This is a genomic window from Yoonia vestfoldensis DSM 16212 (assembly GCF_000382265.1).
GTDB classification, from domain to species: Bacteria; Pseudomonadota; Alphaproteobacteria; order Rhodobacterales; family Rhodobacteraceae; genus Yoonia; species Yoonia vestfoldensis.
This window is the reverse complement of record NZ_KB907975.1, coordinates 104,913-131,387: the sequence shown is the minus strand read 5'-3', so window position 1 is coordinate 131,387 and position 26,475 is coordinate 104,913. Positions and strand designations below refer to the sequence as shown.

Sequence of the window (26,475 nt, the reverse complement as noted above, 5' to 3'; positions counted from 1 at the left end):
GGGTTTTCCCCGGCTTACTTTTATTTCAAGCTCAGGCTTGCCGCACTTTCGGGCAGTTCTTCGTCGAAACAGCGCTGATAGAATTCCGCCACCGTCTGGCGTTCCAATTCGTCGCATTTGTTCAGGAAGGACAGCCGGAACGCATAGCCGACATTGCCAAAGATCCGCGCGTTTTCCGCCCAGGCCAGCACCGTGCGCGGCGACATCACCGTGCTCAGATCGCCATTCATGAAGGCCGTGCGCGTCAGATCGGCGACGGTGACCATCTGGCTGATCGTGCGGCGGCCCTTGTCGGTGTTGTAATGCGGCGATTTCGACAGGACGATCGCGGCCTCGGCATCATGCGACAGATAGTTTAGCGTCACCACCATCGACCAGCGGTCCATCTGCGCCTGGTTGATCTGCTGGGTGCCGTGATACAGCCCCGTCGTATCCCCCAGACCGACCGTGTTGGCCGTTGCGAACAGACGGAAATAGGGGTTCGGCGTGATGATTTCGTTCTGGTCCATCAGCGTCAGCTTGCCGTCGGTTTCCAGCACGCGCTGGATCACGAACATCACATCCGCGCGGCCTGCGTCATATTCGTCGAAGACGATGGCGACAGGGTTGCGCAGCGCCCAAGGCAGGATGCCTTCGTGGAATTCGGTGACCTGCACGCCGTCGCGCAGCTTGATCGCATCCTTGCCGATCAGGTCGATCCGGCTGATATGGCTGTCAAGGTTCACCCGCACGCAGGGCCAGTTCAGCCGTGCTGCCACCTGTTCGATATGCGTCGATTTCCCGGTGCCGTGATAGCCCTGGATCATCACGCGGCGGTTATAGCCAAAGCCCGCAAGAATCGCGAGCGTCGTTTCGGGGTCGAATTTGTAGGTGCTGTCGATCTCGGGCACACGGTCGGACCTTTCCGCGAAACCCTTGATCTTCATGTCGCTGTCGATGCCGAACACGTCCTTGACGGAGATGTCCTCGGTGGGTTTCGCGTGCATGTCTGTGGTGCCGTCGGCCATGTGCCTTGCCTTTTTTGGTTGATAGGTCGCAATCAATTCTCGGATGCAACATAACGCAGCCAGCGGCAAGCGCCACCCCGTCCGACGGGATCAGGCAAGTTGCCCGTTCGGCCTGTGCGACATGACGCGCATCGCGCTGGAATCGTTGATTTGCGGGGTTCCCTATGGTAAACATGAGATAGGCAAGACCGTTCGTCGGCACAGCCTCTTGCCGTTTTTTGCAGCAGAATTTGAAGAATGTCCTTGTTTCAGGAGTAGCGCAATGGTCGCGCGCATTTTCAACGGGTCCATCACAACGACAGACGGCAGAACCGCAGTCTTGGCTTATGCGGCTGTGACGGTGCTGACAGGGCTGACAGGCTACATGATCCTGAGTGACGCGGCCATGTGGCCGACAGCGCCGGGCGGGATCGGCATTTACGATGGCTGGATGATCTTTGCATCAGGTCTGGCGGGCCTGACGTCGTTGATGATCGCGCGGGGCTGGGTCGGCACGCCCGGTGCGCTGGGCGCGGTCAGGGCCTGTTTCGGGGCGCTGGTTATGCTAATACTCGCATCGTTGATTGGCGGCAGCCTGATCACACCGATCTACGGGACCATCTACGCGCCGTTCATCGTGCTGTCCGCTTTCCTTGAAAATCCGGTGGTCGCGGCTCTTTGGTGCAGCGGCGTTTTCATCGCCCACTGGCTGCTGGCTCAGGTCGAGCGCAAACGCCTCGCGATCCTGTCGGCACAGGAAAAGCAGGCGCAATCGTCGCTCAGTCCGCTGTCACAGGCCTATTTCTATCGCAAGTGATCAGAACACCTCGGGAAGAGCCGGAGCCACTTTTCGCGGCGTCACGCTCCGCTGGACGGTGAAAAGCGGCAGTTTGCTTTCAAGCCTGCCCCGAAACGCCTTAATCCGCGTCGCGGAAGTTGCGGCTGACCTTGATCTGGTCCCAAGCCCAGACAACCTCGGATAATTGTTCTTCCTGGCTGCGGTCGCCGCCGTTCATGTCGGGATGCAGTACCTTGATCAGCGACTTGTAAGCCTTGCGGATCTCCTGCTTTGACCAATTGTCCTTGGCTTCCAGAATGTCGATCGCGCGCCGTTCGGTCGGCGGCAGTTTGCGCCCAACGGCGGCGCCGCGCCCGGGGTTGCGGGTCGCATTGGCCCCCAGCACCTGATGCGCGTCATCCACGCCAAGACGGGCCCAGGCGCGTTCCTCGACCGACCGCTTGAACGGCTTGGTGGGGCGGTCCCAGACGCGGTCCTTGTCCATCTGCGCGGCCAGTTCGGCCTCTGACGTGGTGTCGAAGAAATTCCACTTCAGATTATACTCGCGGACATGTTCCTGACAGAACCAGAAATAATCATCCAGAACGTCGGGCGATTTGGGCGCGCGGAACGGCGCAGGGCGGTCGCAGCCTTCGTGATCACAGACGCGCGTCGATGTTTCCGACGCCCCGGACATGCCACGGCGCCCGCGCGGGTTCTTTTTCTTGGAACCCGACACAGACATATCGAAACCGAAGGGATCATCTTTTTTCATGGCGCATCTCATCTTTCCGACTCGGACGACAGACTGTAGACCCCTGAGCGACAGAGAGAAGAGGGCAGAGGGAAAATAATGGCATTGCAGGCTGAAATTCACGCAAGACTGATGACGCTCGACCCTCAGACGCTCGACGTGATCAACGAAAGCCACAAACACGCGGGCCATGCGGGTGACGACGGGACAGGCGAAAGCCATTGGCGTGTCGTGATCAAGGCGTCGTCACTGGATGATATGTCGCGGATCGCACGGCACCGGGCGATCCATGCCGCTATTGGCCCCGACCTGATGGCCCGGATTCACGCTTTGGCGATCGACCTGCGCTGATCAATCGTTTGCTGCCGCGTCCGGCGCTGGCTTGTCGTCCGAAAGCACGACCTTTTTCTGCACTTTTTCAGCGGGTGGCGTCACGGATGGCGCGGCTGGCACGGGGCGCTGTGCCTTCATCTTTGGGGCTGTGTTGACGACCTTGGCGCGGCGAAACACCAGCATGTTCTGATAGACCGTCGTCTTGCTCATCAACCCTTCGCGCTGTTCGCAGGGCAGCGTGTCGGCGCGGATATATTCCCATCCATCCGCCGCGAGTTCGTTCATCGCGTTTTCCAGCGACAGGGCAAAGCGATCTTCGTTCGTCTTGACGCCGGGCGCTTTCGTGCCGCGCAAGGGGGCCGGTACGACCTTGTATTCATATGTCATCGTGATGTTCCCTGATGCCAGAGGCCGGACCATAGCAAGCCCGCCGCGGATGTCCAATCATCCTAAAGCCCAAGCCGCGCCGAAACGATCTGGTTGACCGCCGCCGGATTGGCCTTGCCGCCGGTGGCCTTCATCACCTGACCCACGAACCAGCCGGCCAATTTCGGATTTGCCTGCGCTTTTGCGACCTGATCGGGGTTGGCGGCGATGATGGCGTCCACCGCAGCCTCGATGGCGCCGGTGTCGGTGACCTGTTTCATGCCTTCGGTTTCCACGATCTCTTCGGGGTCGCGGTTCTGGGTATAGGCGATGTCGAACACGTCCTTGGCGATTTTGCCCGAAATGGTGTCGGATTTGATTAGCCCGATGATCTGGCCCAGACGTTCGGCGGAAATCGGGCTGCTGGCGATATCGCGGTCGTCCTTTTTCAGGCGGCCGAAGAGTTCATTGATCACCCAGTTTGCAGCCAGTTTGCCGTCGCGTCCCTCGGCCACCTTTTCGAAAAAGCTGGCGTTTTCTTCTTCGGCTGTGAGGACCGAGGCATCATATTCCGACAGGCCGAAATCCGCAATGAACCGCGCCTTTTTCGCATCGGGCAGTTCGGGCAGCTTGGCCGCAATGTCATCAACCCACGCCTGTTCGATTTCGAGCGGCAGAAGATCGGGGTCGGGGAAATAGCGGTAATCATGCGCTTCTTCCTTGGACCGCATCGAGCGTGTCTCGTTCCGGTCAGGATCGTAAAGCCGCGTTTCCTGCGTGACGCTTTTGCCGTCTTCCAGCAGTGCAATCTGGCGGCGGGCCTCGTAATCAATGGCCATCTGGATGAACCGCATGGAGTTCATGTTCTTGATCTCGCAGCGCGTGCCAAGGTGGCTGAAATCCTGCGTCGCCTGATAGCGTTCATAATCGCCCGGACGGCAGACCGACACGTTCACATCGGCACGCAGGTTGCCGTTCTGCATATTGCCGTCGCAGGTGCCCAGATAGCGCATGATCTGGCGCAGTTTCAGCACATAGGCGGCGGCTTCCTCTGGCCCGCGAATATCGGGGCGGCTGACGATTTCCATCAGCGCGACACCCGTGCGGTTGAGATCGACGAAAGACATCGCAGGGTCCATGTCGTGGATCGACTTGCCCGCGTCCTGTTCCAGATGGATGCGTTCGATCCGCACCAGACGGGCCAGACCGTTGCCCATTTCGACCAGCACTTCGCCTTCACCCACGATGGGGTGGTACAGCTGGCTGATCTGATAGCCCTGCGGCAAATCGGGGTAGAAATAATTCTTGCGGTCAAAGGCGGACACAAGGTTGATCTGCGCCCTCAGCCCCAGCCCGGTGCGCACCGCCTGTGCGACGCATTCCTCGTTGATGACGGGCAACATGCCGGGCATGCCTGCGTCCACGAAAGCCACGTTGCTGTTGGGTTCGGCACCGAACAGGGTCGAGGCACCGGAAAACAGCTTGGCGTTGGTCGCGACCTGCGCATGGACTTCCAGCCCGATCACCAGTTCCCAATCGCCGGTCGCACCTGCGATGACTTTGGGTGCGGGGGCGTCATATGTCAGATCAAGCATTGCGGGCATCCTTGGTTCAGGTCTGCACGATCTTTACCGAAACGCGCAGGTTTGCGCGATCTCTAAAAGAACGCGGGCCCCGCTTCAAGGTGCGGTAGATGCGTCTTTGGACAGCCACGGGCGTGTTGTCGCGATCAGATTGACCACCGGCGCATGTTCCCCGCCCAGTGCCAGTGTCGCGGTGCGCAGCAGGGCGATCCCTTCCTCCGGGTCGCGCGGGATGGCCGAGGCCGAGATCGGTTCGCCCATGGTCACGACAAAGGGTTGGCGGTCTTTGTTCAGCGTCTCATGGAACAAGGTAATATCGCGCAGCGTTGGGTGGATACGATCAAAAAGGTAGAACAGCGCCGAATTGCGCGCCTGAATGTTGACCGGAATGACCGGCAGGTCGAATTTGCGCGCCAGCATCGCGGCAGAGGCCATCCACGGGCGTTCATGCAGCGACAGCCCGCGCCGTTTGGCCAGCCGCCCCGACGGAAAGATCACGCCAAGCCGCCCTGCTTCGGTCGCGGTGCGCACAAAGGTCATCGTCTCGCGGGTCTTGGCATGGCTGCGCAGTTCCTTGCGCCATTCGACAGGTGCGATCATCGTGTCCATTTGCGGGAACACACGCAGGATATCGCGGTTGGCAAAGAAATAGGCGTCAGGCCGGGTGCGCGCGATCAGGTGGTTCAGGATGATCCCGTCGGCGATTCCCGTGGGATGGTTTGCCACGATCAAGGCAGGGCCATGGGCTGGCAAATGACCAAGGCCCTTGCTGTCGACCAGCAGGGCCAGCCGCTCTGCCATCTCCTGCATGATCCGGGCCGGCTCGGCATGTTCAAGCTTGCGCGCGATCTGAAGCGTCTTTTCATAGCCCAGCATGGCGTGCAGCGCCTCTCGCACGACACGCGTGCCGGGCCTGTCCGCATAAAGCCACGGCGCACGCTCGGCGATCAAGGGCGTGATACGCTTTTCCATAACTTCTCAAACACCAGAATTGTGTAACGGTTCCACGACATTGGGACTTTTTTGCAAAAATTGCAAATAAGGCCCGGCGCGCGACACCGGATCAGCGAAGTTTCGCGTGTGTTTTATTGTGGTTGCCTGACAGTGGATTTCACGGCGCGCCAGCCTAGCTGCGTCCCATGCCCAAGATGCGCAAGAAATCTGATCTGCCCCAAAAGACCTGCGCCACCTGCGGCAGGCCGTTCACCTGGCGCAAAAAATGGGCCAAGGTCTGGGAGTCTGTGCGCTATTGCTCAGACAAGTGTCGCGGGACGCGCAACTGATTCCGCCCGCCCGTGTTGCCTATCGGAAACTTGTGTTCTAATTCGTGCGGCAAGGCACAGGTATGCCGCCGCATGCCGGGATAGAAGGAATTACAGCCATGACCGATCGCGTTGCAAAACATGGGCTTCAGGTCGCCAGCGAACTGGCGGCGTTTATCGACACGCAGGCTCTGCCCGGCACCGGGATCAGCCCCGATGCTTTCTGGTCGGGTTTTGCGGGTCTGGTGGGCAGCATGACGCCCCGCAATCGCGCGCTGCTGCAAAAACGCGACGACCTGCAATCGGCTATCGACGCCTGGCATGTCGGCCAGCGCGGCAAGCCACATGACCGCGTCGCCTATGAACATTTCCTCAAGGATATCGGCTATCTTGTCCCCGAAGGCGACGATTTCGAAATCGACACCGCCAACGTGGACCCGGAAATCGCCACAATCCCCGGCCCACAACTGGTCGTGCCGATCACCAACGCGCGTTTTGCGCTGAACGCCGCAAACGCGCGCTGGGGCAGCCTGTATGATGCGTTCTATGGCACCGACGCGATGGGTGTGCAGCCTCCGAGCGGCGGTTATGATCGTGGCCATGGCGCGCGCGTCGTCGCCCGTGTGCGCGTGTTCCTGGACGAGGCTTTCCCCATCGAAGGCAAAAGCCACGCCGATGTCGCGCGCTATCACGTCCAAGACGGCCAGTTGCTGATCGACGATGCACCCTTGCGCGATCCAGCCAAATTCGCGGGGTATCGCGGCAACCCCAAGGCCCCCGATGCGGTGCTTTTGGTCAACAACGGCCTGCATGTGGAACTGGTGTTCGACCGCGCCCATCCCATCGGCAGCCGCGATCAGGCGCTTTTGGCCGATGTCCGGCTGGAAAGCGCTGTCTCCGCGATCATGGATTGCGAGGATTCGGTCGCCTGCGTCGATGCCGAAGACAAGGTGCTTGCCTATAGCAACTGGCTGGGCCTGATGAAGGGCGACCTGACCGCCGATCTGGTCAAGAACGGCAAGACGATGACCCGCAAACTGGCCGCCGACCGTGACTATACCACGCCGAATGGCGGCAATGTCACGCTGAAAGGCCGCGCGCTCCTCTGGATTCGCAACGTGGGCCATCTGATGACCAATCCCGCGATCCTTGACGCGGATGGCGCAGAGGTGTTCGAAGGGCTGATGGATGCGATGGTCACGATGCTGATCGCGCTGCATGATCTGGCGAAAGAGGGCGGCAATTCGGCGCATGGCTCTGTCTATGTCGTCAAACCCAAGATGCACGGCCCGGAAGAAGTCGCGTTCACCAACGACATTTTTGCCGCGGTCGAGGATGCGCTGGGCCTGCCGCGCCACACCGTCAAGATCGGCATCATGGACGAGGAACGGCGCACGACCGTCAACCTCAAGGAATGTATCCGCGCCGCGAAATCGCGTGTGGCTTTCATCAACACGGGCTTTCTGGACCGCACCGGCGATGAAATCCACACCTCGATGGAGGCAGGCCCCTTCAGCCGCAAGGATTTCATCAAGCGCAAGCAGTGGATCGGCGCTTATGAGGATCAGAACGTCGATATCGGGCTGGAATGCGGCTTTTCGGGGCGCGCGCAGATCGGCAAGGGGATGTGGGCCATGCCCGACCTGATGGCCGCGATGTTGGAACAGAAAATCGGCCATCCGCAATCGGGGGCGAACTGCGCCTGGGTGCCAAGCCCGACAGCCGCGACGCTGCACGCGCTGCATTACCACAAGATCGACGTCATGGCGGTGCAGGCGCGGCTGCGCAAAGGCGGGCGGCGTGCCTATGTGTCCTCGATCCTTGATATTCCGCTGGCGCAATACCAGCGCTGGACCGATGCGCAGAAAATGCGCGAGGTCGAAAACAACGCGCAAGGCATCCTTGGCTATGTCGTCCGCTGGATCGATCAGGGTGTCGGCTGTTCCAAGGTCCCCGACATCAATAACGTGGCCCTGATGGAAGACCGCGCCACCTGCCGGATCTCGTCACAGGCGCTGGCGAACTGGCTGCATCATGACGTGGTGGGCCGCGATCAGGTGATGGACGCGATGCAGAAGATGGCGCGCGTCGTGGATGACCAGAACGCAGGCGACCCCGCCTATCGCCCCATGGCCCCCGATTTCAACGGCATCGCCTTTCAGGCGGCCTGTGATCTGGTGTTCAAAGGGCGCGAACAGCCCTCGGGCTATACCGAACCCGTGCTGCACCAGCGCCGTCTGGAACTGAAAGCCCAACGCAACCACTAAGGCGGCAACCCCCGCGATGGAGACGAGAATGTCAGAGATTTCGATCACGAAGGCCCGCACGATCATCCGCAAGGCGCTGGCCACAGGGCGCGAACTGGAGCTGAAGCCGCTGTCGGTCGTGGTGCTGGACGCGGGCGGCCATGTGAAGGCGTTCGAACGCGAAGACGGCGCATCGCCCGGTCGCTTCGGCATCGCCCATGGCAAGGCTTATGGGTCGGTGATGCTGGGTATGGCAGGCAAGGCGCAGATGGCCCGCGCCGAGGCGCAGCCCTTTTTCATGGCCGCGATCAATGGCGTGTATGGCGGGCAGGTCGTGCCTGTCCCGGGCGGCGTGCTGGTGCGCGACAAGAAAGGTGCTGTCATCGGTGCTGTCGGCGTGACGGGCGATACATCCGACAATGACGTCATTGCCGCGATGGCAGGGATCGAAGCGGCAGGGCTGACGGGCGAAGCCTAAGCCCGATTTCCCCGCGACAGTGCGGCGATCTGCCGTTTTCATGGGCATGTGCGTCAGCGCATGCCCCCTTGTGCGTCTGACATCCCTTCCGCTTTGGGCGCGGCGCGGCTATCCTCTGTGCAACCCTGCAGGAGAATGACATGCGCCGACCAGTGATCGGGATCATCGGCAACAGCTATCTGATCAACGACGAATACCCCGCCCATGCCGCTGGCACGATGAATGCGCAGGCCTTGGCCGAAGTGTCGGGCTGTCAGCCGCTGATCGTGCCGTCGCATCCGGGGCTGGTCTGTATCGAGACCTTGCTGGATATCTGTGACGGTTTTGTATTCCCCGGCGCGCGCGCGAACGTCCATCCCGAGGAATACGGCGAGGAAGAAACCCCCGCCCACGGCACATTCGACCGCGACCGCGACCGCCTGACCCTGCCGCTGATCCGCGCCTGCGTGGCGCGCGGCCAGCCGATCCTTGGCATCTGCCGCGGCTTTCAGGAGGTCAATGTCGCGATGGGTGGCACGCTCTTCCCGGAAATCCGCGACCTGCCGGGGCGTGACAACCACCGGATGCCCCCCGACGGCAGTTTGGAAGAGAAATTCGCCCTGCGCCATACCGTGACCTTCCGGCAGGGTGGCGTTTTCCACCACCTGATGGGGGCGCCCAGCGTCATGACCAACACGCTGCACGGACAGGGGATCAAGCAACCCGGCCCCCGCGTGATCGTCGACGGCCACGCGCCCGACGGTACGCCAGAGGCGATCTATATCGCCGATGCGCCGGGCTTCACGCTGTCGGTGCAATGGCATCCCGAATGGAACGCCGATGCCGATCCGGTGTCGCGCCCGCTGTTCACCGCCTTTGGCGATGCGTGCCGCGACTGGGCAGCGGGGGCCTTGCGCAAGGTTTCGTAGACGATTACGCCTTTGCGCATGAAACGCTCGCGCATCAATGATATCATGGCCGAAGCGGATCAGATGATCCGGTCCTACGGCTTTCGATTGCCGCCGTGGGCCTATTGGTCGCCGGACCTGTTCAAGGCGCGTGCCGCAGATGCAAAAGCCGTAATCGACGCGCGCTGCGGATGGGATATCACCGATTACGGCGCAGGACGCTATGACGACATGGGCCTGTTCCTGTTCACCCTGCGCAACGGGCGGCTGTCTGACCTGCAGCGCGGCGGTGGCATGTGCTATGCCGAAAAGCTGCTGATTTCCAAACAGGACCAGCTGTCACCGATGCATACCCATGTCATCAAGGCCGAGGATATCATCAATCGCGGCGGTGCGACGTTGGTTGTGGAACTCTACGGCTCTGACCCCGCTGGCCATTTCGACGAAACCGCAGGCGGCGTGGTCATGTGCGACGGGATCACGCGGGCCTTCACCCCCGGCGACAAGCTGCGCCTTGCGCCCGGCGAAAGCGTGACCCTGATGCCCGGCGACTGGCACGCCTTTTGGGGCGAGGGTGGCGACGTGTTGATCGGCGAGGTTTCGACCGTTAACGACGACGAGACCGACAACATCTTCCGCGACCCGATCGGGCGTTTTGCGCAGATCGAGGAGGACGTCGTACCGACGCATCTTTTGGTCAGTGACTACGCGGACTGGCTGTCCGCGTAGAAATTTTTTGTCAAAAAATTTCGGCGCGCCAAAAATTTTCCTCGAAAATTTTTGCCTGTCACGGCATCACAGGATCAGATCAAAGGTTTTGATCAGCGGCAATTCCCGCGCCCGCACGCCCGTCAGATCGAACAGAGCATTGCCAAGCGCTGGCATTGCGGTTGGCGTGCCCGGTTCACCAATCCCGCCCAGATGCGCGCTGGTTTCCAGAATGCGCACGTCGAACCGTGGCGTCGTATGCATCCGCAGCGCATCGTAATCGGTGAAATTGCCCTGATCGGCGGCCCCGTCGGTGAATGTCACCTCTTCCTGCATCGCCGCTGAAAAGCCATAGATCGCACCCGACACCATCTGCGCCTCGATGATCGACGGGTCGAGCGCGATACCCGGATCACAGGCGATCCAGCACTGGTTGATGCGGATTCCGCGCCCGGTGTCCTCGACCTCGACCACCTGTGCGGTGGCGGTGCCGAAGGAATGGCAGAACGCCACACCGCGCCCGATGTTGGCGGGTGTCTCGCCCGTCCAGCTGCACATCTCGCCCACGGCACGGATCACGCCAGCCGAAGGCGCATGTTCACGCGCGGCCAGCGCCAGCCGGAATTGCAACGGATCACTGCCCGCCGCATGGGCCATTTCGTCGATGAAGGTATCCAGAAAGAACCCGTTGAACGATGCCGCCACCGACCGCCAGAACCCGACAGGCACGCTCAGATCGGCCAGATGCCCCGTGATGCGGAAATTCGGCACGCCGTAAGGCTGGTCTGCCGCCCCTTCGACATGGGCGCGGTCGGGGCCGGGGGGGACCTGCCCCATCTGGCGCAAGGCGGATTGCCGGAACACCGAAGGGGCCGCGATCTTGCCGTCGATCAGTTGGGCGGTACCATCCGCGACCACACCCCGGAACCGCGCCATCGCGGCGGGGCGATAGAAATCGTGGCGCATGTCCTCTTCCCGGGTCCAGGTCATGCGGATCGGCGTGCCGGGTAGGGCTGCTGCAATGCGCGTGGCCTGCACCGAATAATCGGTCTCGCCCCGCCGTCCGAAACCGCCGCCCATCAGCGTCGTGTGGACGGTGACGGCTTCGGGGGCAATCCCCGCCGCTGCCGCGCATTTGTCGCGCGTCATCACGGGGGCCTGATTGCCGGTCCAAATTTCCAGCCTGTCGCCGGAGAAAAGGGCGGTGGCATTCATCGGCTCCATCGTAGCATGGGCGAGGAAGGGCACAGTATATTCCGCCACTACCTCGGTCCCTGAAATCTCAGCCGTCACATCGCCATCGTCGCGCACGGTGCTGTCGGGGGCCGCGTCAAAGGCCGCTGTGATCGCTGCCACCATGCCTGCGGTATCGGCGGGATAGGTCGCGTCTTGCCAGACAATCTCCACCGCCTCGGCGGCCTGCATGGCCAGCCAGGTGTTCGACGCAACAACGGCGATGCCATCGCCAAGATCGATCACTGCCTCAATCCCCGCCATCGCGCGCGCGGCAGTGTCGTCATAAGACACCATGCCCGCGCGTTTGGGGTTGATCCGTACGGTGGCGAACTTCATCCCGTCAAGCTGCACGTCACCTGCGAATTGCGCGGTGCCGGTCGTCTTGGCCATCATGTCGAGGCGCGGCATGGATTTGCCGAGGTATTTCCATTCAGATTTGGGCCGCAGCGCCACTTCCGGCAATTCGATGTCACGCACTGCCTCGGCCAGTGCGGTATAGGCGATGCGGGTGCCGTCTGGGGCGATGACATGGCTGTCCGCGGTCCGCAATTCGCTGGCCGCAACGCCCAATTGCGCCGCCGCCGCCAGTTTCAGCGCCTCGCGGGCGCTGGCCCCGGCATGGCGCATCCGCTCATACCCGTCCTTCATGGACGTGGACCCGCCCGTCACCTGCAGATGCAGCAGCTTGCCCACCTCGCCGATCCCCTGACGCAGGCTATGGCGGAAATCGGTGTCGGCATAATGGCGGAACGGCAGGGCAAGGCCCAGAAGTGCCTGATTGTAATAGGCCTGCGCGGGCGGGCCGTGCAGGACAGTGATATCCTCCCATGCGACATCCATCTCTTCGGCGACAAGGGCGGCCAGCGTGGTCTGCACGCCTTGCCCCATTTCGGCACGGGGCGCGATGACGGTTACGCCGTCTTGGTTAAGCAACACAAAAGGTGTCAGCACGGCTTCACCGGTCTGCGCGACCAGCGGGTTGGGGGCGTCCTTGCGGACCTGATAGACACCGAAAGCGACGCCACCCACGATGGCGGCGGACCCGATCAGAAAGGTGCGGCGGGCGATCTTACGAAAACTGGCCATGATTACACCTCTGTCAGACGCTGGGCCGCGTCCTTGATCGCGGCCCGGATGCGCGGATAGGTCCCGCAGCGGCACAGGTTGCCCTGCATGGCGGCGTCGATATCGTCATCTGTGGGGGCAGGGGTTTCGGCCAGCAAGGCCGCGGCATTCATGATCTGGCCGGACTGGCAGTAACCGCATTGCGCGACCTGATGGTCGATCCAGGCCTGCTGGATCACGGCCAGATTGTCGGGCTGGCCCAGCCCTTCGATCGTCGTCACCTGGCCCCAGACATCGGCCAGCGCCACCTGACAGGACCGCACGGCCTGTCCGTCGATATGCACGGTGCAGGCGCCACAGGCGGCGATCCCGCAGCCGAATTTCGTGCCGGTCAGCCCGATTTCATCGCGCAGCACCCAGAGCAGAGGCACATCATCGGGAAGATCGACGCTGTGCGCCGTGCCGTTGATCGTCAGTGATACCGCCATGTCATGCCTTCTTTCTGAACTATTCGGTTTAGTTTAGCCGCCCCGTATGATTCCGGCAAGCCTGCCGCATCTTCAGAGCCCAAATACCTCCGCCGGAGGCGACCGCAGCGCGCTGCGGTCAGAGTACCGCCAGCCCCTTGATCCGCCCGAGCAGTTTGGGGATCGCGTCCTTGAACCGGAAAAACCCGTGGGTCGCATGGGGCCAGGCGTCCAGATCATAGGTGCGCAGCATGCGCACCGCATCGATCTGGCGCAAGGCATCGGCGGCAGGGCCGACAGGCGGGTAGGCCATTACCACCTGCTCCAGCCCTTCGGCCTTGCGCCAGTCGTCCACAGCATCGGCACTGATGAAACTGACGCGACCAAGCTGGCCTGCGAACCGGTCATTGCAATCCCGCATCGCCCCTGCGACGAAATCCGTCACAATCGGGGCTACCTGCAACGGGCTGCGCCGGTCTGTTGTTTGCACAAAAGCCGTGGCCACGGGCGATATCTTGTCCAGCAACCAGTCGGGCGACAGGTCATCCTCGGTCACAACCAGACCCGTGCGCTGGCCGGGGTCGATGGTGCCGCTGACGGGCAGCGGCCCGCGCGCCGGATGCGGGGGGCAGGGCAGGGACGCCGCGGACTGGGCCAGCCCCTCGGGCCGGAATCGGCCTTGGGTGTATTTCGCGATATTGTCCGGCTGCGCCAGATAGGCCTTGCCCAGCGTCTGGATGCCCCCCACCCAGCGCCATGACAGCGTATTCGAGGCCGCATCCCCATCCAGCAGATGCCGCAGAAAGAAATCCGCGCCCAGCACCCAGGGCAGGTGCAGTGTGTGGATCCAGATCGAGGCGAACCACATCCGCGCGTGATTATGCAGATAGCCGGTGTCCACCAATTGCCGGGCCCAATCGTCGAAACCGTCGATGCCGGTCTGGCCCAGACAGGCCGCTTCCCATCTTTGGCGCAGGCCCGCCTGTGTCTGGATCTCGTTCAGCGCGCCCGCCAGATCACGCCGGTAATCGGCCCAGATCGTGGGGCGCATCTCCAGCCAGCCTTTCCAATAGGTGCGCCAGAACACTTCTTGCACGAATTTTTCCGCCGCCTGCGGGCTGTGTCTCGCCAGCACGGCGCGCAGCACCTCTTCCTCGGTGATGATCCGGTGGCGGACATAGGGCGACAGGACCGAGACATGGGCAAGGTCCTCATGGTTGCGCAGGGTCGCATAATCGCGGCCTGCGCGCGGCACGAAATCGGCAAGGCGCGCCAGCGCGCTGTCTTTGGTCGGAGTGAACATGCGTGCCAATTAACCCGCGCCCGACGGGTTTCAATGGCGCCCGTTCTTGACAGCGGCGCGGGGGCGGGCCAACGCTGCCGCATGTTTGATCTGCGCCCCGTCGGATATGTGATCGGTCTGCTTGTCGCCTCGCTGGGGGTCACGATGCTGGTGCCTTTAGCGGCTGACCTGCTGGCGGACGATCCGCATTGGTTCGTCTTTTTCGAAAGTGCCGTGGTGACGATCCTGACGGGCGGCTTGCTGGCGCTGGCCTGCTCCAACGGTGTGACGGCGGGGCTGACGCTGCGCCAGACCTTCCTTCTGACATCGCTCGTCTGGCTGACGCTGCCGCTGTTCGGGGCGATCCCCTTTATCCTTGGTGCGACCGATGCGTCGCTGACGGATGCGTTCTTTGAGTCCATGTCCGCGCTGACCACGACAGGGGCCACGACTTTTACCCAGCTTGAAACTTTGCCTGCTGGCTTACTGTTGTGGCGCGGCGTGCTGCAATGGCTGGGCGGTATCGGGATCATCGTCGTGGCGATGGTGTTCCTGCCCGAACTGCGGGTCGGCGGCATGCAGATTTTCAGATCAGAAGCTTTTGAAACGATGGGAAAAATCCTGCCGCGTGCAGGTCAGATCGCAAGCCAGATCTCGGTGATCTACGTGGTCCTGACGGTGTCTTGCGGGCTGATCTATTCGGCGCTGGGCATGGCGCCTTTCGATGCCTTTGTTCACGCGATGACGACCGTATCGACCGGCGGCATGGCAACGACAGACGCATCGTTCGGGTTATACAACGCCGGTATCCATTACACGGCCGCCGTGTTCATGATCCTCGCCGCACTGCCTTTCGTGCGGTATGTGCAGCTGCTGGCGGGCACCGCCAAGCCTTTGTGGCGTGACAGTCAGGTCAGGGTGTTCTTCGGCCTTCTGACATTATTCATCCTGCTGATGACGGCCTGGCTTTGGGGACGTGAGGGTGAATGGACGGAACTTGCCTTCCGGGAGGCCATGTTCAACATCGTCTCGATCATGTCCGGCACCGGCTATGCCAGCGCGGACTACATGCAATGGGGCACGTTTCCGGTTGTCGCGTTTTTCTTCATCGGCCTGATCGGCGGCTGTGCCGGGTCCACCGCCTGTTCGGTCAAGGTGTTCCGCTATCAGATCCTGTTTGCCGCGATCAAAAGCCAGATCCGCCAGATACACAGCCCGCATGGCGTTTTTGCACCCCGCTACGAAGGACGCCCGATCGGGGACGACGTGATGAACTCGGTGATCGCGTTCTTTGTGGCTTTCGTATCGCTTTTGGGGATTATCACCGTCCTTCTTGGTCTGACCGGGCTTGATTTCATCACCTCGATTTCGGGGGCCGCCACCGCGATCGGCAACATCGGCCCCGGCCTTGGGCCAGAGATCGGACCGGCAGGGAATTACGCGAATATCAACGATCCCGCGAAATGGATTCTGGCGATCGCGATGTTTGTCGGCAGGCTCGAAGTGATGGTGGTCCTGACCATCATCTCGGTCCGGTTCTGGCGCAACTGATTGACCCTTGGGGCGGCGGGGCCTATGTGACGCCCAAGATGCAAACGAGGGTGCCCATGTCCGACAAACCGCGCAGTTTTCAGGAAATCATCCTGCGGCTTCAGTCCTATTGGGCGGCCAAGGGCTGTGCGATCCTGCAACCCTACGACATGGAAGTCGGCGCCGGCACGTTCCACCCCGCCACGACCCTGCGCGCACTGGGGTCGAAACCTTGGGCGGCGGCCTATGTGCAACCGTCCCGTCGCCCGACCGACGGGCGCTATGGCGTGAACCCGAACCGTTTGCAGCATTATTACCAGTATCAGGTGCTGATCAAACCTAGCCCGCCGGATTTGCAGGACCTTTATCTTGGGTCATTGGCGGCGATCGGAATCGACGCGCATCTGCATGACATCCGCTTTGTCGAAGATGACTGGGAAAGCCCGACCCTGGGTGCATGGGGGCTTGGTTGGGAGGTCTGGTGCGACGGCATGGAAGTCAGCCAGTTCACTTACTTCCAGCAGGTCGGCGGGCATGACTGCCGCCCTGTATCGGGCGAATTGACCTATGGTCTGGAACGGTTGGCGATGTATGTGCTGGGCGTGGATCATGTGATGGACATGCCCTTCAACGACCCGGACGCGCCGATCCCGCTGACCTATGGCGACATCTTCCGCCAGACTGAACAGGAATATGCGCGCTGGAATTTCGACGTGGCCGATACCGACATGCTGCTGCAGCATTTCAAGGACGCAGAGGCCGAATGCCACCGCATCCTGTCGACCGCCGCGCATGACCCCAAGAAGGACATGCAGATCATCATGGCGCATCCCGCCTATGACCAGTGCATCAAGGCCAGCCACCTGTTCAACCTGCTGGATGCGCGCGGCGTGATTTCCGTCACCGAACGGCAGGCCTATATCGGGCGGGTGCGCGCGCTGGCCAAGGCCTGTGCCGATGCTTTCGTGCAGACCGAAGCAGCGGGGGCCACCGCCTGATGGCACGCTTGCTGATCGTGGGGATGCTGGTGCTGGCTGTCGTGTTCGGCGCGGCGATGTATTACCTGCAAGTCTATGCCTATTACGAGGATGTCACAGCCACCGAAGGCGACATCATGCTGACCGCCGCAGACGGCGATCCCATCACCCTGCCGTTCACTGACTTCACCGGTATCGACGCGATTTCCAGCCCGCTGCGGTATCGTGGCTGCCTGACGACCGATATCGACACGGCGATCTTGGCCACCGCAATGCCGCTGCCCTTTGCCGAACCGCGCATCGCGCCGCGCTGGTTTGACTGTTTCGACGCCCGCGAGATCGGCGCCGACCTGCAAAGCGGCCTTGCCACGGCCTATCTTGGTACCGCGAACGTGCAATACGGCATCGACCGCGTGATCGCGGTCTACCCCGACGGGCGCGCCTATATCTGGCACGAGATCAACGCCTGCGGCGAAGCCGTGTTCAACCGCTATCCCGCCCCTGACACTTGCCCCCCAGCACCCGAAAGCCTGCAATAATGCCTGATCTTCTGATTGAACTTTTCTCCGAGGAAATTCCGGCCCGGATGCAGGCGCGTGCCGCCGATGACCTGCGCAAGCTGGTCACCGACGGTCTGGTCGAAGCGGGGCTGACCTATGCCGGTGCCGCCGCCTTTGCCACGCCGCGTCGGTTGACGCTGGCGATTGACGGGCTGACGGGCGAAAGCCGCGCCGTGCGCGAGGAACGCAAAGGCCCCAAGGTCGGCGCACCCGATGCCGCCATCGACGGGTTCCTGCGGGGCGCGGGGATCACCTGCGAGGCGCTGGAAATCCGCGACGACAAGAAGGGCCAGACCTATTTCGCCGTGATCGAAAAGCCGGGGCGCAAGGCCGCCGACATCATCGCGGAAGTGCTGGACGCCACCGTGCGCAATTTCCCCTGGCCCAAGTCGATGCGTTGGGGCACGGGGTCGCTCAAATGGGTGCGCCCCCTGCAATCCATCATCTGCCTGCTGTCGGATGAGGCAGGGGCCGAGGTCGTGCCGCTGACCATCGACGGGATCACCGCAGGGCGCAGCTCGCGGGGGCACCGTTTCCTTTCGCCAGACACCTTCACCGTGAACGGCTTTGACGATTACGAGGCGAAGCTGAAACGCGCCCATGTCATCCTGCGCGCGGATGAGCGCGCCGAGGTGATCTGGAACGACGCGACGCAGCAGGCCTTTGCATCCGGTCTGGAACTGGTCGAGGATCGCGGGCTTCTGGCCGAGGTTTCAGGGCTGGTCGAATGGCCTGTCGTCCTGCTGGGTCGGATCGACGAGGCCTTTCTGGGCCTGCCGCCGGAGGTGCTGCAAACCTCGATGAAGGAACATCAGAAATTCTTTTCGGTCCGCAACCCCAAGACAGGCCGGATCGAACGCTTTGTGACCGTCGCGAACATGGCCACCGCCGATGACGGGGCCACCATTCTGGCGGGCAATCAAAAGGTGCTGGCGGCACGGTTGTCGGATGCGAAATTCTTTTGGGAAAACGACCTGCGCACGGTCAAGGCCGAGGGGTTGGAAGGCATGGGCGCGGGGCTCGCCAATGTGACCTTCCATAACAAGCTGGGATCACAAGGCGACCGCATTGCGCGGATCGCAGCCCTCGCGCGCGAAATCGCGCCGCATGTGGGCGCTGACCCCGATCTGGCCGAACAGGCGGCCAAGGTTGCCAAGGCTGATCTGCAATCGGAAATGGTGAATGAATTCCCCGAATTGCAGGGGCTGATGGGCCGCTATTATGTGACAGCCGCCGGATTGGATTCCGCGGTGGCCGCCGCCTGCCAAGACCATTATTCGCCGCTGGGACCGTCCGATGCTGTGCCGACCGCACCCGTATCGGTGGCCGTGGCGCTGTCCGACAAGATCGACACGCTGACAGGCTTCTGGGCGATTGACGAGAAGCCGACCGGAAGCAAGGACCCCTTTGCGCTGCGTAGAGCGGCGCTGGGCGTTATTCGGCTGGTGTTGGAGAATGGGGCGCGGATTAATTTGCGTGATATTCGGGTATCTGCCGAGATGCGTATTCCTGAAGAGTTCAAGTCTGGTGAAACTGTGCCAGATGATGCGGGTGCAAATTACGACAGCCTGCTCGCCTTTTTCCACGACCGCCTCAAGGTCTATCTCAAGGACCAAGGCATCCGCTACGATATCATCGACGCCTGTATCGCGATGCCGGGCAATGACGACCTGACCCTGCTCGTCAAACGCGCCCACGCGCTCGCGGAAACGCTTGCCACCGATGACGGCGAAAACCTGATTCAGGGGTTCAAGCGCGCCAACAACATCCTCACCCAGGCCGAGGAGAAGGACGGCGTCGAGTATTCCTATGGCGCCGACCTGAAATTCGCCGAAGACGATGCCGAAAAGGCGCTGTTTGCCGCCCTCGATGCTGCGGATGCAAAGATCATGCCGGCGATGAAAGACGAAGATTTCAGCACCGCGATGACCGCTATGGCGGCACTTCGCGGGCCGATTGACGCTTTTTTCACCGCTGTGCAGGTCAACGACGACCTGCAGGTGATCCGCCGGAACCGGCTTAACCTTCTGTCGCGCATCAGGAAAATCTGTCTGTCTGTGGCTGACCTGACAAAAATCGAAGGTTAGACATCTTGGCTGTCAACTTGGCTTTACGCATGGCCATTTCCTGCTCTATGCTGCACCTACGCAATAGGGCGGTGCCGCAGTGCAGCAACAGATCACCCAAGACCGCGTGACGCTGATCACGCCGACCGCGCCGGTGTCGGTCGCGGCCCATGGCGACCGCGCGAAATGCCTGCAACGGCTGATCCGGCTGGACATGCCGGTGCCTGTCACGGTCGCCTTGTCCTTTGACGCGGTGCGCGACGCTGCCCTTGGCAACCTGCCCGATATGGCCGGGCTGATGGCGCCTTTCGGGCCGCAACCGCTCTTGTCCGTGCGCCCGTCAAGCGAGAATGCCGATTGGGGCGGGCCATCCGCGATCCTGAACGTGGGCATGAATGACGCCCGTTTCGTCAGCATGGCACAGGCGATGGGTGAACCGGCAGCGGCGCGGCTGTATCTGCGCTTTGTGCAATCCTACGCGGTGCATGTGGCGCGGCTGGACCCCGACGAATTCCATCTGCCCGATGTGGCCGACGCGGACAGTCTCTACAGGCTGCTCGCGGCTTATGAGGCTGAAACCGACACGCCCTTTCCCCAAGACCCCGCCGTGCAACTGGCCGAGGTGTTGCGGTCCATGGCGCGCGCGTGGGACGGCACCAGTGCGCGTCTGCTGCGGCAGGCCAAGGGCGCGCCCGCGGATGCGGGACTGGGGCTGGTCGTGCAGGCGATGGCGCTGGGACTGGGGCAGGGCGAATGTGGCACCGGCACCGTGCAATTCGTCGACAGCACCACCGGCGCGCCCCGGATCGTCGGCCGCTATGTCGCGCAGGACGTGCCGCAGATGGACAAGACCGATGCCGAAGGCGCGCTTTACCTGACACGCGATCCGCGCGGTGCGTCCTTGCAGGACCGTTGCCCCGAAACCTTTGCGCAGCTGGTCGAATGCGGCGCGCTGTGCCGCAAGCATCTGCGCGAAGAGATGCAGGTCAAGTTCACGATCGACGCGGGCAAGCTGTTCATTCTTGACGCCGTGCGGGTGCAGCGGTCGTCGCGGGCCTCGGTGCGGATCGCCGTGGCTTTGGCCGAGGATGGCGTCATCACGCGGCAAGAGGCCGTTCTGCGCGTCGAACCTGTGGCGCTGTCGGAACTGCTGCACCGGCAGGTGGACCCCCGCGCGCCGCGTGACGTGCTGGTGACCGGCATCGCCGCCAGCCCCGGTGCCGCCTCTGGCCGGATCGTGCTGACCGCGAACGAAGCGCAGGCAAGTGCCGCGCGCGGTGACCCCTGCGTGCTGGTCCGCCGCGAAACCACGCCCGAGGATATCCGCGGGATGCACGCCGCCTCTGCCGTGCTGACGATGCGCGGCGGCATCACCAGCCATGCCGCCGTGATCGGGCGCGGGCTTGGCGTGCCCTGCGTCGTTGGTGCATCCGATTTGCTGATTGATCGCAAGTCGGGCCGTGTGGTTGCCCCTGACGGGCGGACCTTTTCCGCTGGCGACATCATCACCGTCGATGGCACCACGGGGCAGGTGCTGGCCGGTGCGCCGCCGATGCTGGAGGCGTCGCTTGACGGTGCGTTCCAAACCCTGCTCGAATGGGCCGACACGTTCCGCGATATCGGCGTGCGCGCCAATGCCGATACCCCCGCCGACGCGCAGACCGCGCGCAATTTCGCCGCCGAAGGCATCGGGCTGTGCCGGACGGAACACATGTTCTTTGAAGGCGACCGTCTGGGTGTCATGCGCGAGATGATCTTTGCCGAAAGCAGCAAGGACCGCCGCGCCGTTCTGGACCGTCTGTTGCCGATGCAGCGGGCGGATTTTGCAGAGCTTTTCAGCATCATGGAAGGGCGCAGCGTCTGCGTCCGCCTGTTCGACCCGCCGCTGCACGAATTCCTGCCCTCGGACAAGGCGGGTCTGCGCGATCTGGCCGAACAACTGGCGCTGCCTTTGCCCGAGGTGACCGAACGGGTGGCCGCACTCAGCGAATACAACCCGATGCTGGGGATGCGCGGCGTGCGGCTGGGGATCGCGATTCCCGAAATTTATGACATGCAGGCGCAGGCGATCTTCGAGGCGATGGTCGCGGTCGGTGCCAAGGGTATCGCGCCTGCCGTCGATATCATGATCCCGCTGGTGTCCGCCATGCGCGAGGTCGAGCTGATGAAATCCCGCATCGAACGCGTGGCCAACATGGTGGCCGGGCGGGCGCATGCGACGTTGAATTACCGGCTTGGCGTCATGGTGGAAACCCCGCGGGCCGCTTTGCGCGCGCAGGACATCGCCGCACATGCGGAATTTTTGTCGTTCGGTACCAATGACCTGACCCAGATGACCTATGGTCTGTCGCGCGACGATGCGGGGCGGTTCATGTCGACCTACGTGCAGCAGGGCGTCTATGCCGAAGACCCGTTCCACACGCTCGACATCGAAGGTGTCGGCGAGCTGGTGGCGATGGGTGCCGAACGCGGGCGGCGCGGGCGACCCGATGTCGTGTTGTCGATCTGTGGTGAACATGGCGGCAGCCGCAGTGCCATCGCATTCTGCCGGGATCACAAGTTCGACTATGTCTCCTGCTCGCCTTTCCGGGTGCCGGGGGCGCGCCTGATGGCGGCGCAGCTGGCCTTGAAGGACGGTATCACCAATCCGTGATATACTAGATGTAGTGCCTCTCTTTTGGCTGCGGGCACCATGTGGTGCGATTTTATCATATTTTTACCGAATCTGGGCGATCTTCCGCCGTAGGGGCCACTAGGGGTAGACCTGCGGTCCGGATTGCCCTAACCACCGCGTTGCCTCCGCGGGGCTTTCCGCGTGGTTGCTCTGGTTTGAAAATGACGCCTTTGAAAAAAATCGCCGCCGCTTTTCTGGCAACACAACTGGCGCTTGGGGCCGGTGCCGCCCTTGCAGACGAAGACATGGCCAGCCGGTTGGCCGCCGTTCTGGGCGAAGAGCGTGCAGCGCTCGCCGTGGTCCCTGATGCGCGTATGGCGCAATTGACCAGCCTGCCCCCCGCAAGTGAGCGGGGCATTCCGACGGAACCCGTCGTGATCTATGATACCGATTTTCTTGACGCTCTCCCCGTTGCTTCGGGTGATGAGCAATGGCAATGCCTGGCCGAGGCGCTGTATTTCGAGGCGCGTGGCGAATCCGTGCGCGGCCAGTTCGCCGTGGGCGAAGTGATCCTGAACCGCGTCGACAGCGCCGCATATCCGCGCTCGCTTTGCGGGGTCGTGACACAGGGCACGGGGCGCAAACATGCCTGCCAGTTCAGCTATAACTGCGACGGCAATGCCAATGTGATCCGCGAACAGGATGCCTGGGAACGCGTCGGCAAGATCGCGGCGATCCTGCTGGACGGCACATCGCGCGATTTGACCGGCGGTGCCACGCATTTCCATACCAACGCTGTCAGCCCGTCCTGGTCGCGCCGGTTTACCAAGACGGCCACGATCGGCGCGCATCTGTTCTATCGCGAACCTGTCCGCACCGCGTCGAACTGAGGTCGCATCCATCCGCCGTCTTGCTGTACCCGTCCTTGTCCTGCGGACAGGGGCGGGGTATCGCTGGCGGCAATGCTGCCAGTTGACCGGACGACCTGATGACCGATGACATCCGCCTTGCCTTTGCCCATCCCAGCGAAAGGGCCGAGGCAAGCACTACCACCCCCTGCGACCGGATTTCCCTGCGCGATTACGTCGTCAGCGTGGAAATCGGCGCGTTCCAGCAGGAACGCGGCACCCTGCAGCGGGTGCGCTTCAACGTCGTGGTCGAAGTGCCCCGCCTGTCCGGCCCGATCGACGACGATGTCGATCGCATCCTGTCCTATGACCGCGTGACCGAAGCCATCGGGATCGAACTGCATGCCGAACGGCTGAACCTTCTTGAAACCCTTGCTGCGCGTGTGGCCGACCGTATCTTGCTGGAACCGCAGGCGCAGCGGGTGTTCGTGCGGATCGAAAAGCTGGATCGCGGCCCCTTTGCCTTGGGCGTCGAGATCGTGCGCGCCCGCGACGGGCACGCCCCTGGCGGGCAGGCCCATATCCCCGTACCGCATCCGCGCGTTGTGTTTCTGTCGAATGCCGCCATCGCGTCGCCCCTGCTGGGGGGGTGGATCGACCAGCTTGCCGCGATGCCAGCCCCCGTCATCATCTGCGTCGGTGCGGGTGATACAAAGGCACCGCAAGTGCCCAACAAACTGGCGCAACGCCGCATCGACCTGCTGGCCATCGAACAGAACGCCTGGACTTTGGCCGTGCGTGATATGCGCTGCGTTGTCGTGCAGACGCGGACCGAACTCGACTGGGCGATGAAGAACGGCCAGATCAGCGTCTGGGCCCCGTCCAAGATCGTGCTCGATGCGGTTGACGGACCCTCCGCCAGCCCTGCCGATGCCGCGGCGCTTGTCGCATGGTTCGCAGCCCAGATGCAGGCGGCCGAACTGGTATTCGTAGGCCATGAAGCCCCCGCGACGCCCCTGCCCGTGCTGGTCCTGCCGGTTGATCAGGCGGTTTTGGCATGACGCTCTATTACCGGCCGCTCGTCACGGCGGAACCGGCCCGTGATGCGCTGCCGCTGGCGGGGGGCCCGTGCCATTTCCGCGATGTCGCTGTTCTTGAACGGGGGCGGTCGTCCCGCATCGTGCCTGCAAGCGACGTGCCCGCGACCATCCTCGCCCGCCTGACCGCCCCGCGCGCGCCCATTGCCGGGCTGTCGATGGACCGCCCGCGCATCATGGGGATCCTGAACGTCACACCTGACAGTTTCTCGGACGGCGGCGATCACGCCGATCCGGCCAGCGCCACAGCCCGCGCCTTGGCGATGCAGTTCGACGGGGCCGAGATCATCGACATCGGCGGCGAAAGCACGCGGCCCGGTGCCGTGACCGTACCCAATGCCGAGGAAATCCGCCGTACCGCCCCTGTGATCGCCGCGATCAGGGCGCAGTCCGCTGTCGCGATCTCGATCGACACGCGCAAGGCCGATGTGGCGCAAGCGGCCATCGCGGCAGGGGCGAGTATGGTCAATGATGTCGCGGCCTTCAGCCATGACCCCGCCTTGGCACAGGTCACGGCGGATGCGGGCCTGCCTGTCTGCCTGATGCATGCGCAGGGCGATCCCGCGACGATGCAGAACGACCCGCGCTATGACGATGTGCTGCTGGATGTTTACGACTTTCTCGCCGCCCGCATCGCGCTGGCCGAAGCGGCCGGCATTGCGCGCGAGGCCATCGTGATCGACCCCGGTATCGGGTTCGGCAAGACGCAGGACCATAACCTGACCCTGCTCAAGAACCTGGCGCTGTTTCATGCCCTTGGCTGCCCGATCCTGCTCGGTGCCTCGCGCAAGCGGTTCATCGGCACGATTGGCGGCGGACAGGACGCCAAGGACCGCGTGGCGGGGTCTGTCGCGGTGGCGCTTCATGCCGTATCGCAAGGGGTGCAGATCCTGCGGGTGCATGATACCTTTGCCACACAACAGGCGCTGGCGCTTTGGGCGGCGATACAGGGGACAGACAGCAGATGACACGCAAGTTCTTTGGCACCGACGGGGTGCGCGGCACGGCGAACGTCTATCCGATGACCGCCGATATGGCGCTGCGCATCGGGGCTGCGGCAGGGCGCTATTTCCGCAATGACGGATCGAACGGACATCGCGTCGTGATCGGCAAGGACACGCGCCTGTCGGGCTACATGTTCGAAAGCGCGCTGACGGCAGGGCTGACCAGCACCGGCATGAACGTGCTGCTGCTGGGTCCGGTGCCGACCCCGGCGGTTGGCTTGCTGACCACCTCAATGCGCGCCGATGTCGGCATCATGATTTCCGCCAGCCACAACCCGCACCATGACAACGGGATCAAGTTCTTTGGCCCTGACGGGTTCAAACTGTCGGATGCCGCCGAAGAACAGATCGAGGCGCTGATCGCCGCGGACATCGAACCCGCCAAGGCCGCCAATATCGGGCGCGCCAAGCGGATCGACGACGGGCGGTTCCGCTATGCCGAACGGCTGAAATCCACCTTTCCGGCGGGCATGCGGCTGAACGGTCTGAAGGTCGTGATCGACTGCGCCAACGGTGCCGCATACAAGGTCGCCCCCGAGGTCCTTTGGGAACTCGGGGCCACCGTCATCAAGGTCGGCGTGGACCCCGACGGGTTCAACATCAATGACGGATGTGGATCGACCCATCCCGACCGCGCCGCGCAGGTGATCCGCGAGACAGGGGCCGATGTGGGTATTTGCCTCGATGGCGATGCGGACCGGGTGATAATCCTCGATGAAACCGGGGCAGTGGCCGATGGCGACCAGATCATGGCGCTGATGGCCGCGCGCTGGGCCGCGAAGGGACGTTTGCAAGGCGACACTTTGGTCGCGACGGTCATGTCAAATCTGGGGCTGGAACGGTTTCTTGGAGCCAAGGGCCTGCACCTCAAACGCACCGCCGTCGGCGACCGCTACGTGGTCGAGGCGATGCGCGCAGGCGGGTTCAACCTTGGTGGCGAACAATCGGGCCATATCGTGATGACCGATTATGCCACAACAGGCGACGGTCTGCTGGCAGGGCTGCAATTTCTGGCCGCGATGATCGACACGGGGCATAAGGCGAGCGTGCTGGCCCGCAATTTCGACACCGTGCCGCAGCTTTTGAAAAACGTGCGCTTCACCGCAGGCACTGACCCTCTAGCGACCAAAGGCGTCGCCGCCTCCATCGCGGATGCCGAAACCAAACTGTTCGGCAAAGGCCGCCTCTTGATCCGCAAATCCGGCACCGAACCACTGATTCGCGTCATGGCCGAATGCGAGGATGACATGCTTCTGGCGCAGGTCGTGGACCAGATCGTCGCCGAGGTTGAATCTGTCACATAAATGCGCGCATGCCGTGTTATGCTTCCGCCACAGGTTGCGGGAGC

Annotated in this window: 24 protein-coding genes; 16 read left to right on the top strand and 8 right to left on the bottom strand. The window is 62.6% G+C overall.

Going from position 1 to position 26,475, the window contains the following annotated elements:
• Positions 1-20 precede the first annotated feature (20 nt).
• A complete protein-coding gene (gene cobS, locus H147_RS0103930; RefSeq protein WP_019954042.1) occupies positions 21-1,007 on the bottom strand; it encodes a cobaltochelatase subunit CobS in 987 nt (328 codons plus the stop codon).
• Positions 1,008-1,269: 262 nt separating this feature from the next.
• Here cobS and H147_RS0103925 point away from each other — a divergent pair, with 262 nt between their 5' ends.
• Positions 1,270-1,803 carry a hypothetical protein gene (locus tag H147_RS0103925; RefSeq protein ID WP_019954041.1) on the top strand — a complete coding sequence of 178 codons (534 nt, stop codon included), beginning with the start codon at positions 1,270-1,272 and terminating at the stop codon, positions 1,801-1,803.
• Between the two features lie 100 nt (positions 1,804-1,903).
• On the opposite strand, the gene H147_RS0103920 is transcribed toward H147_RS0103925, so the two are convergent.
• Positions 1,904-2,539: a DnaJ domain-containing protein gene (locus H147_RS0103920; protein WP_019954040.1), complete on the bottom strand. Its 636-nt coding sequence runs from the start codon at positions 2,537-2,539 to the stop codon at positions 1,904-1,906.
• Between the two features lie 111 nt (positions 2,540-2,650).
• Between H147_RS0103920 and H147_RS0103915 the strand changes: the two genes are divergently transcribed.
• Entirely contained in the window at positions 2,651-2,869 is a 219-nt protein-coding gene (locus H147_RS0103915; RefSeq protein ID WP_019954039.1) for a BolA family protein, read from the top strand.
• On the opposite strand, the gene H147_RS20245 is transcribed toward H147_RS0103915, so the two are convergent.
• The 3 genes from H147_RS20245 to H147_RS19290 all read right to left on the bottom strand — a co-directional run bounded on the left by H147_RS20245 (position 2,870) and on the right by H147_RS19290 (position 5,772).
• A complete protein-coding gene (locus H147_RS20245) occupies positions 2,870-3,238 on the bottom strand; it encodes a DUF4177 domain-containing protein (protein WP_081625820.1) in 369 nt (122 codons plus the stop codon).
• Positions 3,239-3,300: 62 nt separating this feature from the next.
• Entirely contained in the window at positions 3,301-4,812 is a 1,512-nt protein-coding gene (gene gatB / locus H147_RS0103905; RefSeq protein WP_019954037.1) for an Asp-tRNA(Asn)/Glu-tRNA(Gln) amidotransferase subunit GatB, read from the bottom strand.
• 84 nt (positions 4,813-4,896) lie between these two features.
• Positions 4,897-5,772: a 1-acyl-sn-glycerol-3-phosphate acyltransferase gene (locus tag H147_RS19290; RefSeq protein ID WP_019954036.1), complete on the bottom strand. Its 876-nt coding sequence runs from the start codon at positions 5,770-5,772 to the stop codon at positions 4,897-4,899.
• A 167-nt stretch (positions 5,773-5,939) separates the two neighbouring features.
• Here H147_RS19290 and H147_RS20475 point away from each other — a divergent pair, with 167 nt between their 5' ends.
• The 5 genes from H147_RS20475 (at position 5,940) to H147_RS0103875 (ending at position 10,402) form a co-directional block, all read left to right on the top strand.
• Positions 5,940-6,083, top strand: coding sequence for a DUF2256 domain-containing protein (locus H147_RS20475; protein ID WP_081625816.1), 144 nt, complete (start codon positions 5,940-5,942; stop codon positions 6,081-6,083).
• A gap of 98 nt (positions 6,084-6,181) precedes the next feature.
• Positions 6,182-8,329: a malate synthase G gene (locus H147_RS0103890; protein ID WP_019954034.1), complete on the top strand. Its 2,148-nt coding sequence runs from the start codon at positions 6,182-6,184 to the stop codon at positions 8,327-8,329.
• A 28-nt stretch (positions 8,330-8,357) separates the two neighbouring features.
• Complete coding sequence (locus H147_RS0103885) at positions 8,358-8,786, top strand: GlcG/HbpS family heme-binding protein (RefSeq protein WP_019954033.1); 429 nt, start codon at positions 8,358-8,360, stop codon at positions 8,784-8,786.
• Between the two features lie 140 nt (positions 8,787-8,926).
• Entirely contained in the window at positions 8,927-9,694 is a 768-nt protein-coding gene (locus H147_RS0103880; RefSeq protein WP_019954032.1) for a gamma-glutamyl-gamma-aminobutyrate hydrolase family protein, read from the top strand.
• A gap of 18 nt (positions 9,695-9,712) precedes the next feature.
• Positions 9,713-10,402, top strand: coding sequence for a D-lyxose/D-mannose family sugar isomerase (locus H147_RS0103875; protein ID WP_019954031.1), 690 nt, complete (start codon positions 9,713-9,715; stop codon positions 10,400-10,402).
• Positions 10,403-10,468: 66 nt separating this feature from the next.
• On the opposite strand, the gene H147_RS0103870 is transcribed toward H147_RS0103875, so the two are convergent.
• The 3 genes from H147_RS0103870 to H147_RS0103860 all read right to left on the bottom strand — a co-directional run bounded on the left by H147_RS0103870 (position 10,469) and on the right by H147_RS0103860 (position 14,452).
• Complete coding sequence (locus tag H147_RS0103870; protein ID WP_019954030.1) at positions 10,469-12,703, bottom strand: xanthine dehydrogenase family protein molybdopterin-binding subunit; 2,235 nt, start codon at positions 12,701-12,703, stop codon at positions 10,469-10,471.
• A 2-nt stretch (positions 12,704-12,705) separates the two neighbouring features.
• Positions 12,706-13,170: a (2Fe-2S)-binding protein gene (locus H147_RS0103865; protein ID WP_019954029.1), complete on the bottom strand. Its 465-nt coding sequence runs from the start codon at positions 13,168-13,170 to the stop codon at positions 12,706-12,708.
• Between the two features lie 118 nt (positions 13,171-13,288).
• Positions 13,289-14,452 (bottom strand): FAD-binding domain-containing protein, encoded by a 1,164-nt coding sequence (locus H147_RS0103860; protein WP_019954028.1) that lies wholly within the window; start codon positions 14,450-14,452, stop codon positions 13,289-13,291.
• An 81-nt stretch (positions 14,453-14,533) separates the two neighbouring features.
• Here H147_RS0103860 and H147_RS0103855 point away from each other — a divergent pair, with 81 nt between their 5' ends.
• The 9 genes from H147_RS0103855 (at position 14,534) to glmM (ending at position 26,431) form a co-directional block, all read left to right on the top strand.
• On the top strand, positions 14,534-15,982 hold the full coding sequence (locus H147_RS0103855) for a TrkH family potassium uptake protein (RefSeq protein ID WP_026352229.1): 1,449 nt from the start codon (positions 14,534-14,536) through the stop codon (positions 15,980-15,982).
• Positions 15,983-16,038: 56 nt separating this feature from the next.
• Positions 16,039-16,959: a glycine--tRNA ligase subunit alpha gene (locus H147_RS0103850; protein WP_019954026.1), complete on the top strand. Its 921-nt coding sequence runs from the start codon at positions 16,039-16,041 to the stop codon at positions 16,957-16,959.
• On the top strand, positions 16,959-17,477 hold the full coding sequence (locus H147_RS0103845) for a DUF6446 family protein (RefSeq protein ID WP_019954025.1): 519 nt from the start codon (positions 16,959-16,961) through the stop codon (positions 17,475-17,477). Before H147_RS0103850 ends, H147_RS0103845 begins: the two co-directional genes overlap by 1 nt.
• Positions 17,477-19,585 carry a glycine--tRNA ligase subunit beta gene (glyS, locus tag H147_RS0103840; RefSeq protein WP_019954024.1) on the top strand — a complete coding sequence of 703 codons (2,109 nt, stop codon included), beginning with the start codon at positions 17,477-17,479 and terminating at the stop codon, positions 19,583-19,585. Before H147_RS0103845 ends, glyS begins: the two co-directional genes overlap by 1 nt.
• 79 nt (positions 19,586-19,664) lie before the next feature.
• Positions 19,665-22,217 (top strand): putative PEP-binding protein, encoded by a 2,553-nt coding sequence (locus H147_RS0103835; RefSeq protein ID WP_019954023.1) that lies wholly within the window; start codon positions 19,665-19,667, stop codon positions 22,215-22,217.
• Between the two features lie 182 nt (positions 22,218-22,399).
• The gene (locus H147_RS0103830; RefSeq protein ID WP_019954022.1) at positions 22,400-23,068 is read left to right on the top strand and encodes a cell wall hydrolase; all 669 of its coding nucleotides are present in this window, start codon (positions 22,400-22,402) and stop codon (positions 23,066-23,068) included.
• Positions 23,069-23,166: 98 nt separating this feature from the next.
• Complete coding sequence (locus H147_RS0103825) at positions 23,167-24,087, top strand: dihydroneopterin aldolase (RefSeq protein WP_019954021.1); 921 nt, start codon at positions 23,167-23,169, stop codon at positions 24,085-24,087.
• A complete protein-coding gene (folP, locus tag H147_RS0103820; RefSeq protein ID WP_019954020.1) occupies positions 24,084-25,091 on the top strand; it encodes a dihydropteroate synthase in 1,008 nt (335 codons plus the stop codon). The genes H147_RS0103825 and folP overlap by 4 nt, the downstream gene beginning before the upstream one ends.
• Positions 25,088-26,431: a phosphoglucosamine mutase gene (gene glmM / locus H147_RS0103815; protein ID WP_019954019.1), complete on the top strand. Its 1,344-nt coding sequence runs from the start codon at positions 25,088-25,090 to the stop codon at positions 26,429-26,431. The genes folP and glmM overlap by 4 nt, the downstream gene beginning before the upstream one ends.
• The last annotated feature ends 44 nt before the right edge of the window (positions 26,432-26,475 follow it).

Excerpts from the sequence above, each read along its gene's own strand:
- cobS (WP_019954042.1), bottom strand. The coding sequence starts at position 1,007 with ATGGCCGACGGCACCACAGACATGCACGCGAAACCCACCGAGGACATC.
- H147_RS0103925 (WP_019954041.1), top strand. The coding sequence starts at position 1,270 with ATGGTCGCGCGCATTTTCAACGGGTCCATCACAACGACAGACGGCAGA.
- H147_RS0103920 (WP_019954040.1), bottom strand. The coding sequence starts at position 2,539 with ATGAAAAAAGATGATCCCTTCGGTTTCGATATGTCTGTGTCGGGTTCC.
- H147_RS0103915 (WP_019954039.1), top strand. The coding sequence starts at position 2,651 with ATGACGCTCGACCCTCAGACGCTCGACGTGATCAACGAAAGCCACAAA.
- H147_RS20245 (WP_081625820.1), bottom strand. The coding sequence starts at position 3,238 with ATGACATATGAATACAAGGTCGTACCGGCCCCCTTGCGCGGCACGAAA.
- gatB (WP_019954037.1), bottom strand. The coding sequence starts at position 4,812 with ATGCTTGATCTGACATATGACGCCCCCGCACCCAAAGTCATCGCAGGT.
- H147_RS19290 (WP_019954036.1), bottom strand. The coding sequence starts at position 5,772 with ATGGAAAAGCGTATCACGCCCTTGATCGCCGAGCGTGCGCCGTGGCTT.
- H147_RS20475 (WP_081625816.1), top strand. The coding sequence starts at position 5,940 with ATGCCCAAGATGCGCAAGAAATCTGATCTGCCCCAAAAGACCTGCGCC.
- H147_RS0103890 (WP_019954034.1), top strand. The coding sequence starts at position 6,182 with ATGACCGATCGCGTTGCAAAACATGGGCTTCAGGTCGCCAGCGAACTG.
- H147_RS0103885 (WP_019954033.1), top strand. The coding sequence starts at position 8,358 with ATGTCAGAGATTTCGATCACGAAGGCCCGCACGATCATCCGCAAGGCG.
- H147_RS0103880 (WP_019954032.1), top strand. The coding sequence starts at position 8,927 with ATGCGCCGACCAGTGATCGGGATCATCGGCAACAGCTATCTGATCAAC.
- H147_RS0103875 (WP_019954031.1), top strand. The coding sequence starts at position 9,713 with ATGAAACGCTCGCGCATCAATGATATCATGGCCGAAGCGGATCAGATG.
- H147_RS0103870 (WP_019954030.1), bottom strand. The coding sequence starts at position 12,703 with ATGGCCAGTTTTCGTAAGATCGCCCGCCGCACCTTTCTGATCGGGTCC.
- H147_RS0103865 (WP_019954029.1), bottom strand. The coding sequence starts at position 13,170 with ATGGCGGTATCACTGACGATCAACGGCACGGCGCACAGCGTCGATCTT.
- H147_RS0103860 (WP_019954028.1), bottom strand. The coding sequence starts at position 14,452 with ATGTTCACTCCGACCAAAGACAGCGCGCTGGCGCGCCTTGCCGATTTC.
- H147_RS0103855 (WP_026352229.1), top strand. The coding sequence starts at position 14,534 with ATGTTTGATCTGCGCCCCGTCGGATATGTGATCGGTCTGCTTGTCGCC.
- H147_RS0103850 (WP_019954026.1), top strand. The coding sequence starts at position 16,039 with ATGTCCGACAAACCGCGCAGTTTTCAGGAAATCATCCTGCGGCTTCAG.
- H147_RS0103845 (WP_019954025.1), top strand. The coding sequence starts at position 16,959 with ATGGCACGCTTGCTGATCGTGGGGATGCTGGTGCTGGCTGTCGTGTTC.
- glyS (WP_019954024.1), top strand. The coding sequence starts at position 17,477 with ATGCCTGATCTTCTGATTGAACTTTTCTCCGAGGAAATTCCGGCCCGG.
- H147_RS0103830 (WP_019954022.1), top strand. The coding sequence starts at position 22,400 with ATGACGCCTTTGAAAAAAATCGCCGCCGCTTTTCTGGCAACACAACTG.
- H147_RS0103825 (WP_019954021.1), top strand. The coding sequence starts at position 23,167 with ATGACCGATGACATCCGCCTTGCCTTTGCCCATCCCAGCGAAAGGGCC.
- folP (WP_019954020.1), top strand. The coding sequence starts at position 24,084 with ATGACGCTCTATTACCGGCCGCTCGTCACGGCGGAACCGGCCCGTGAT.
- glmM (WP_019954019.1), top strand. The coding sequence starts at position 25,088 with ATGACACGCAAGTTCTTTGGCACCGACGGGGTGCGCGGCACGGCGAAC.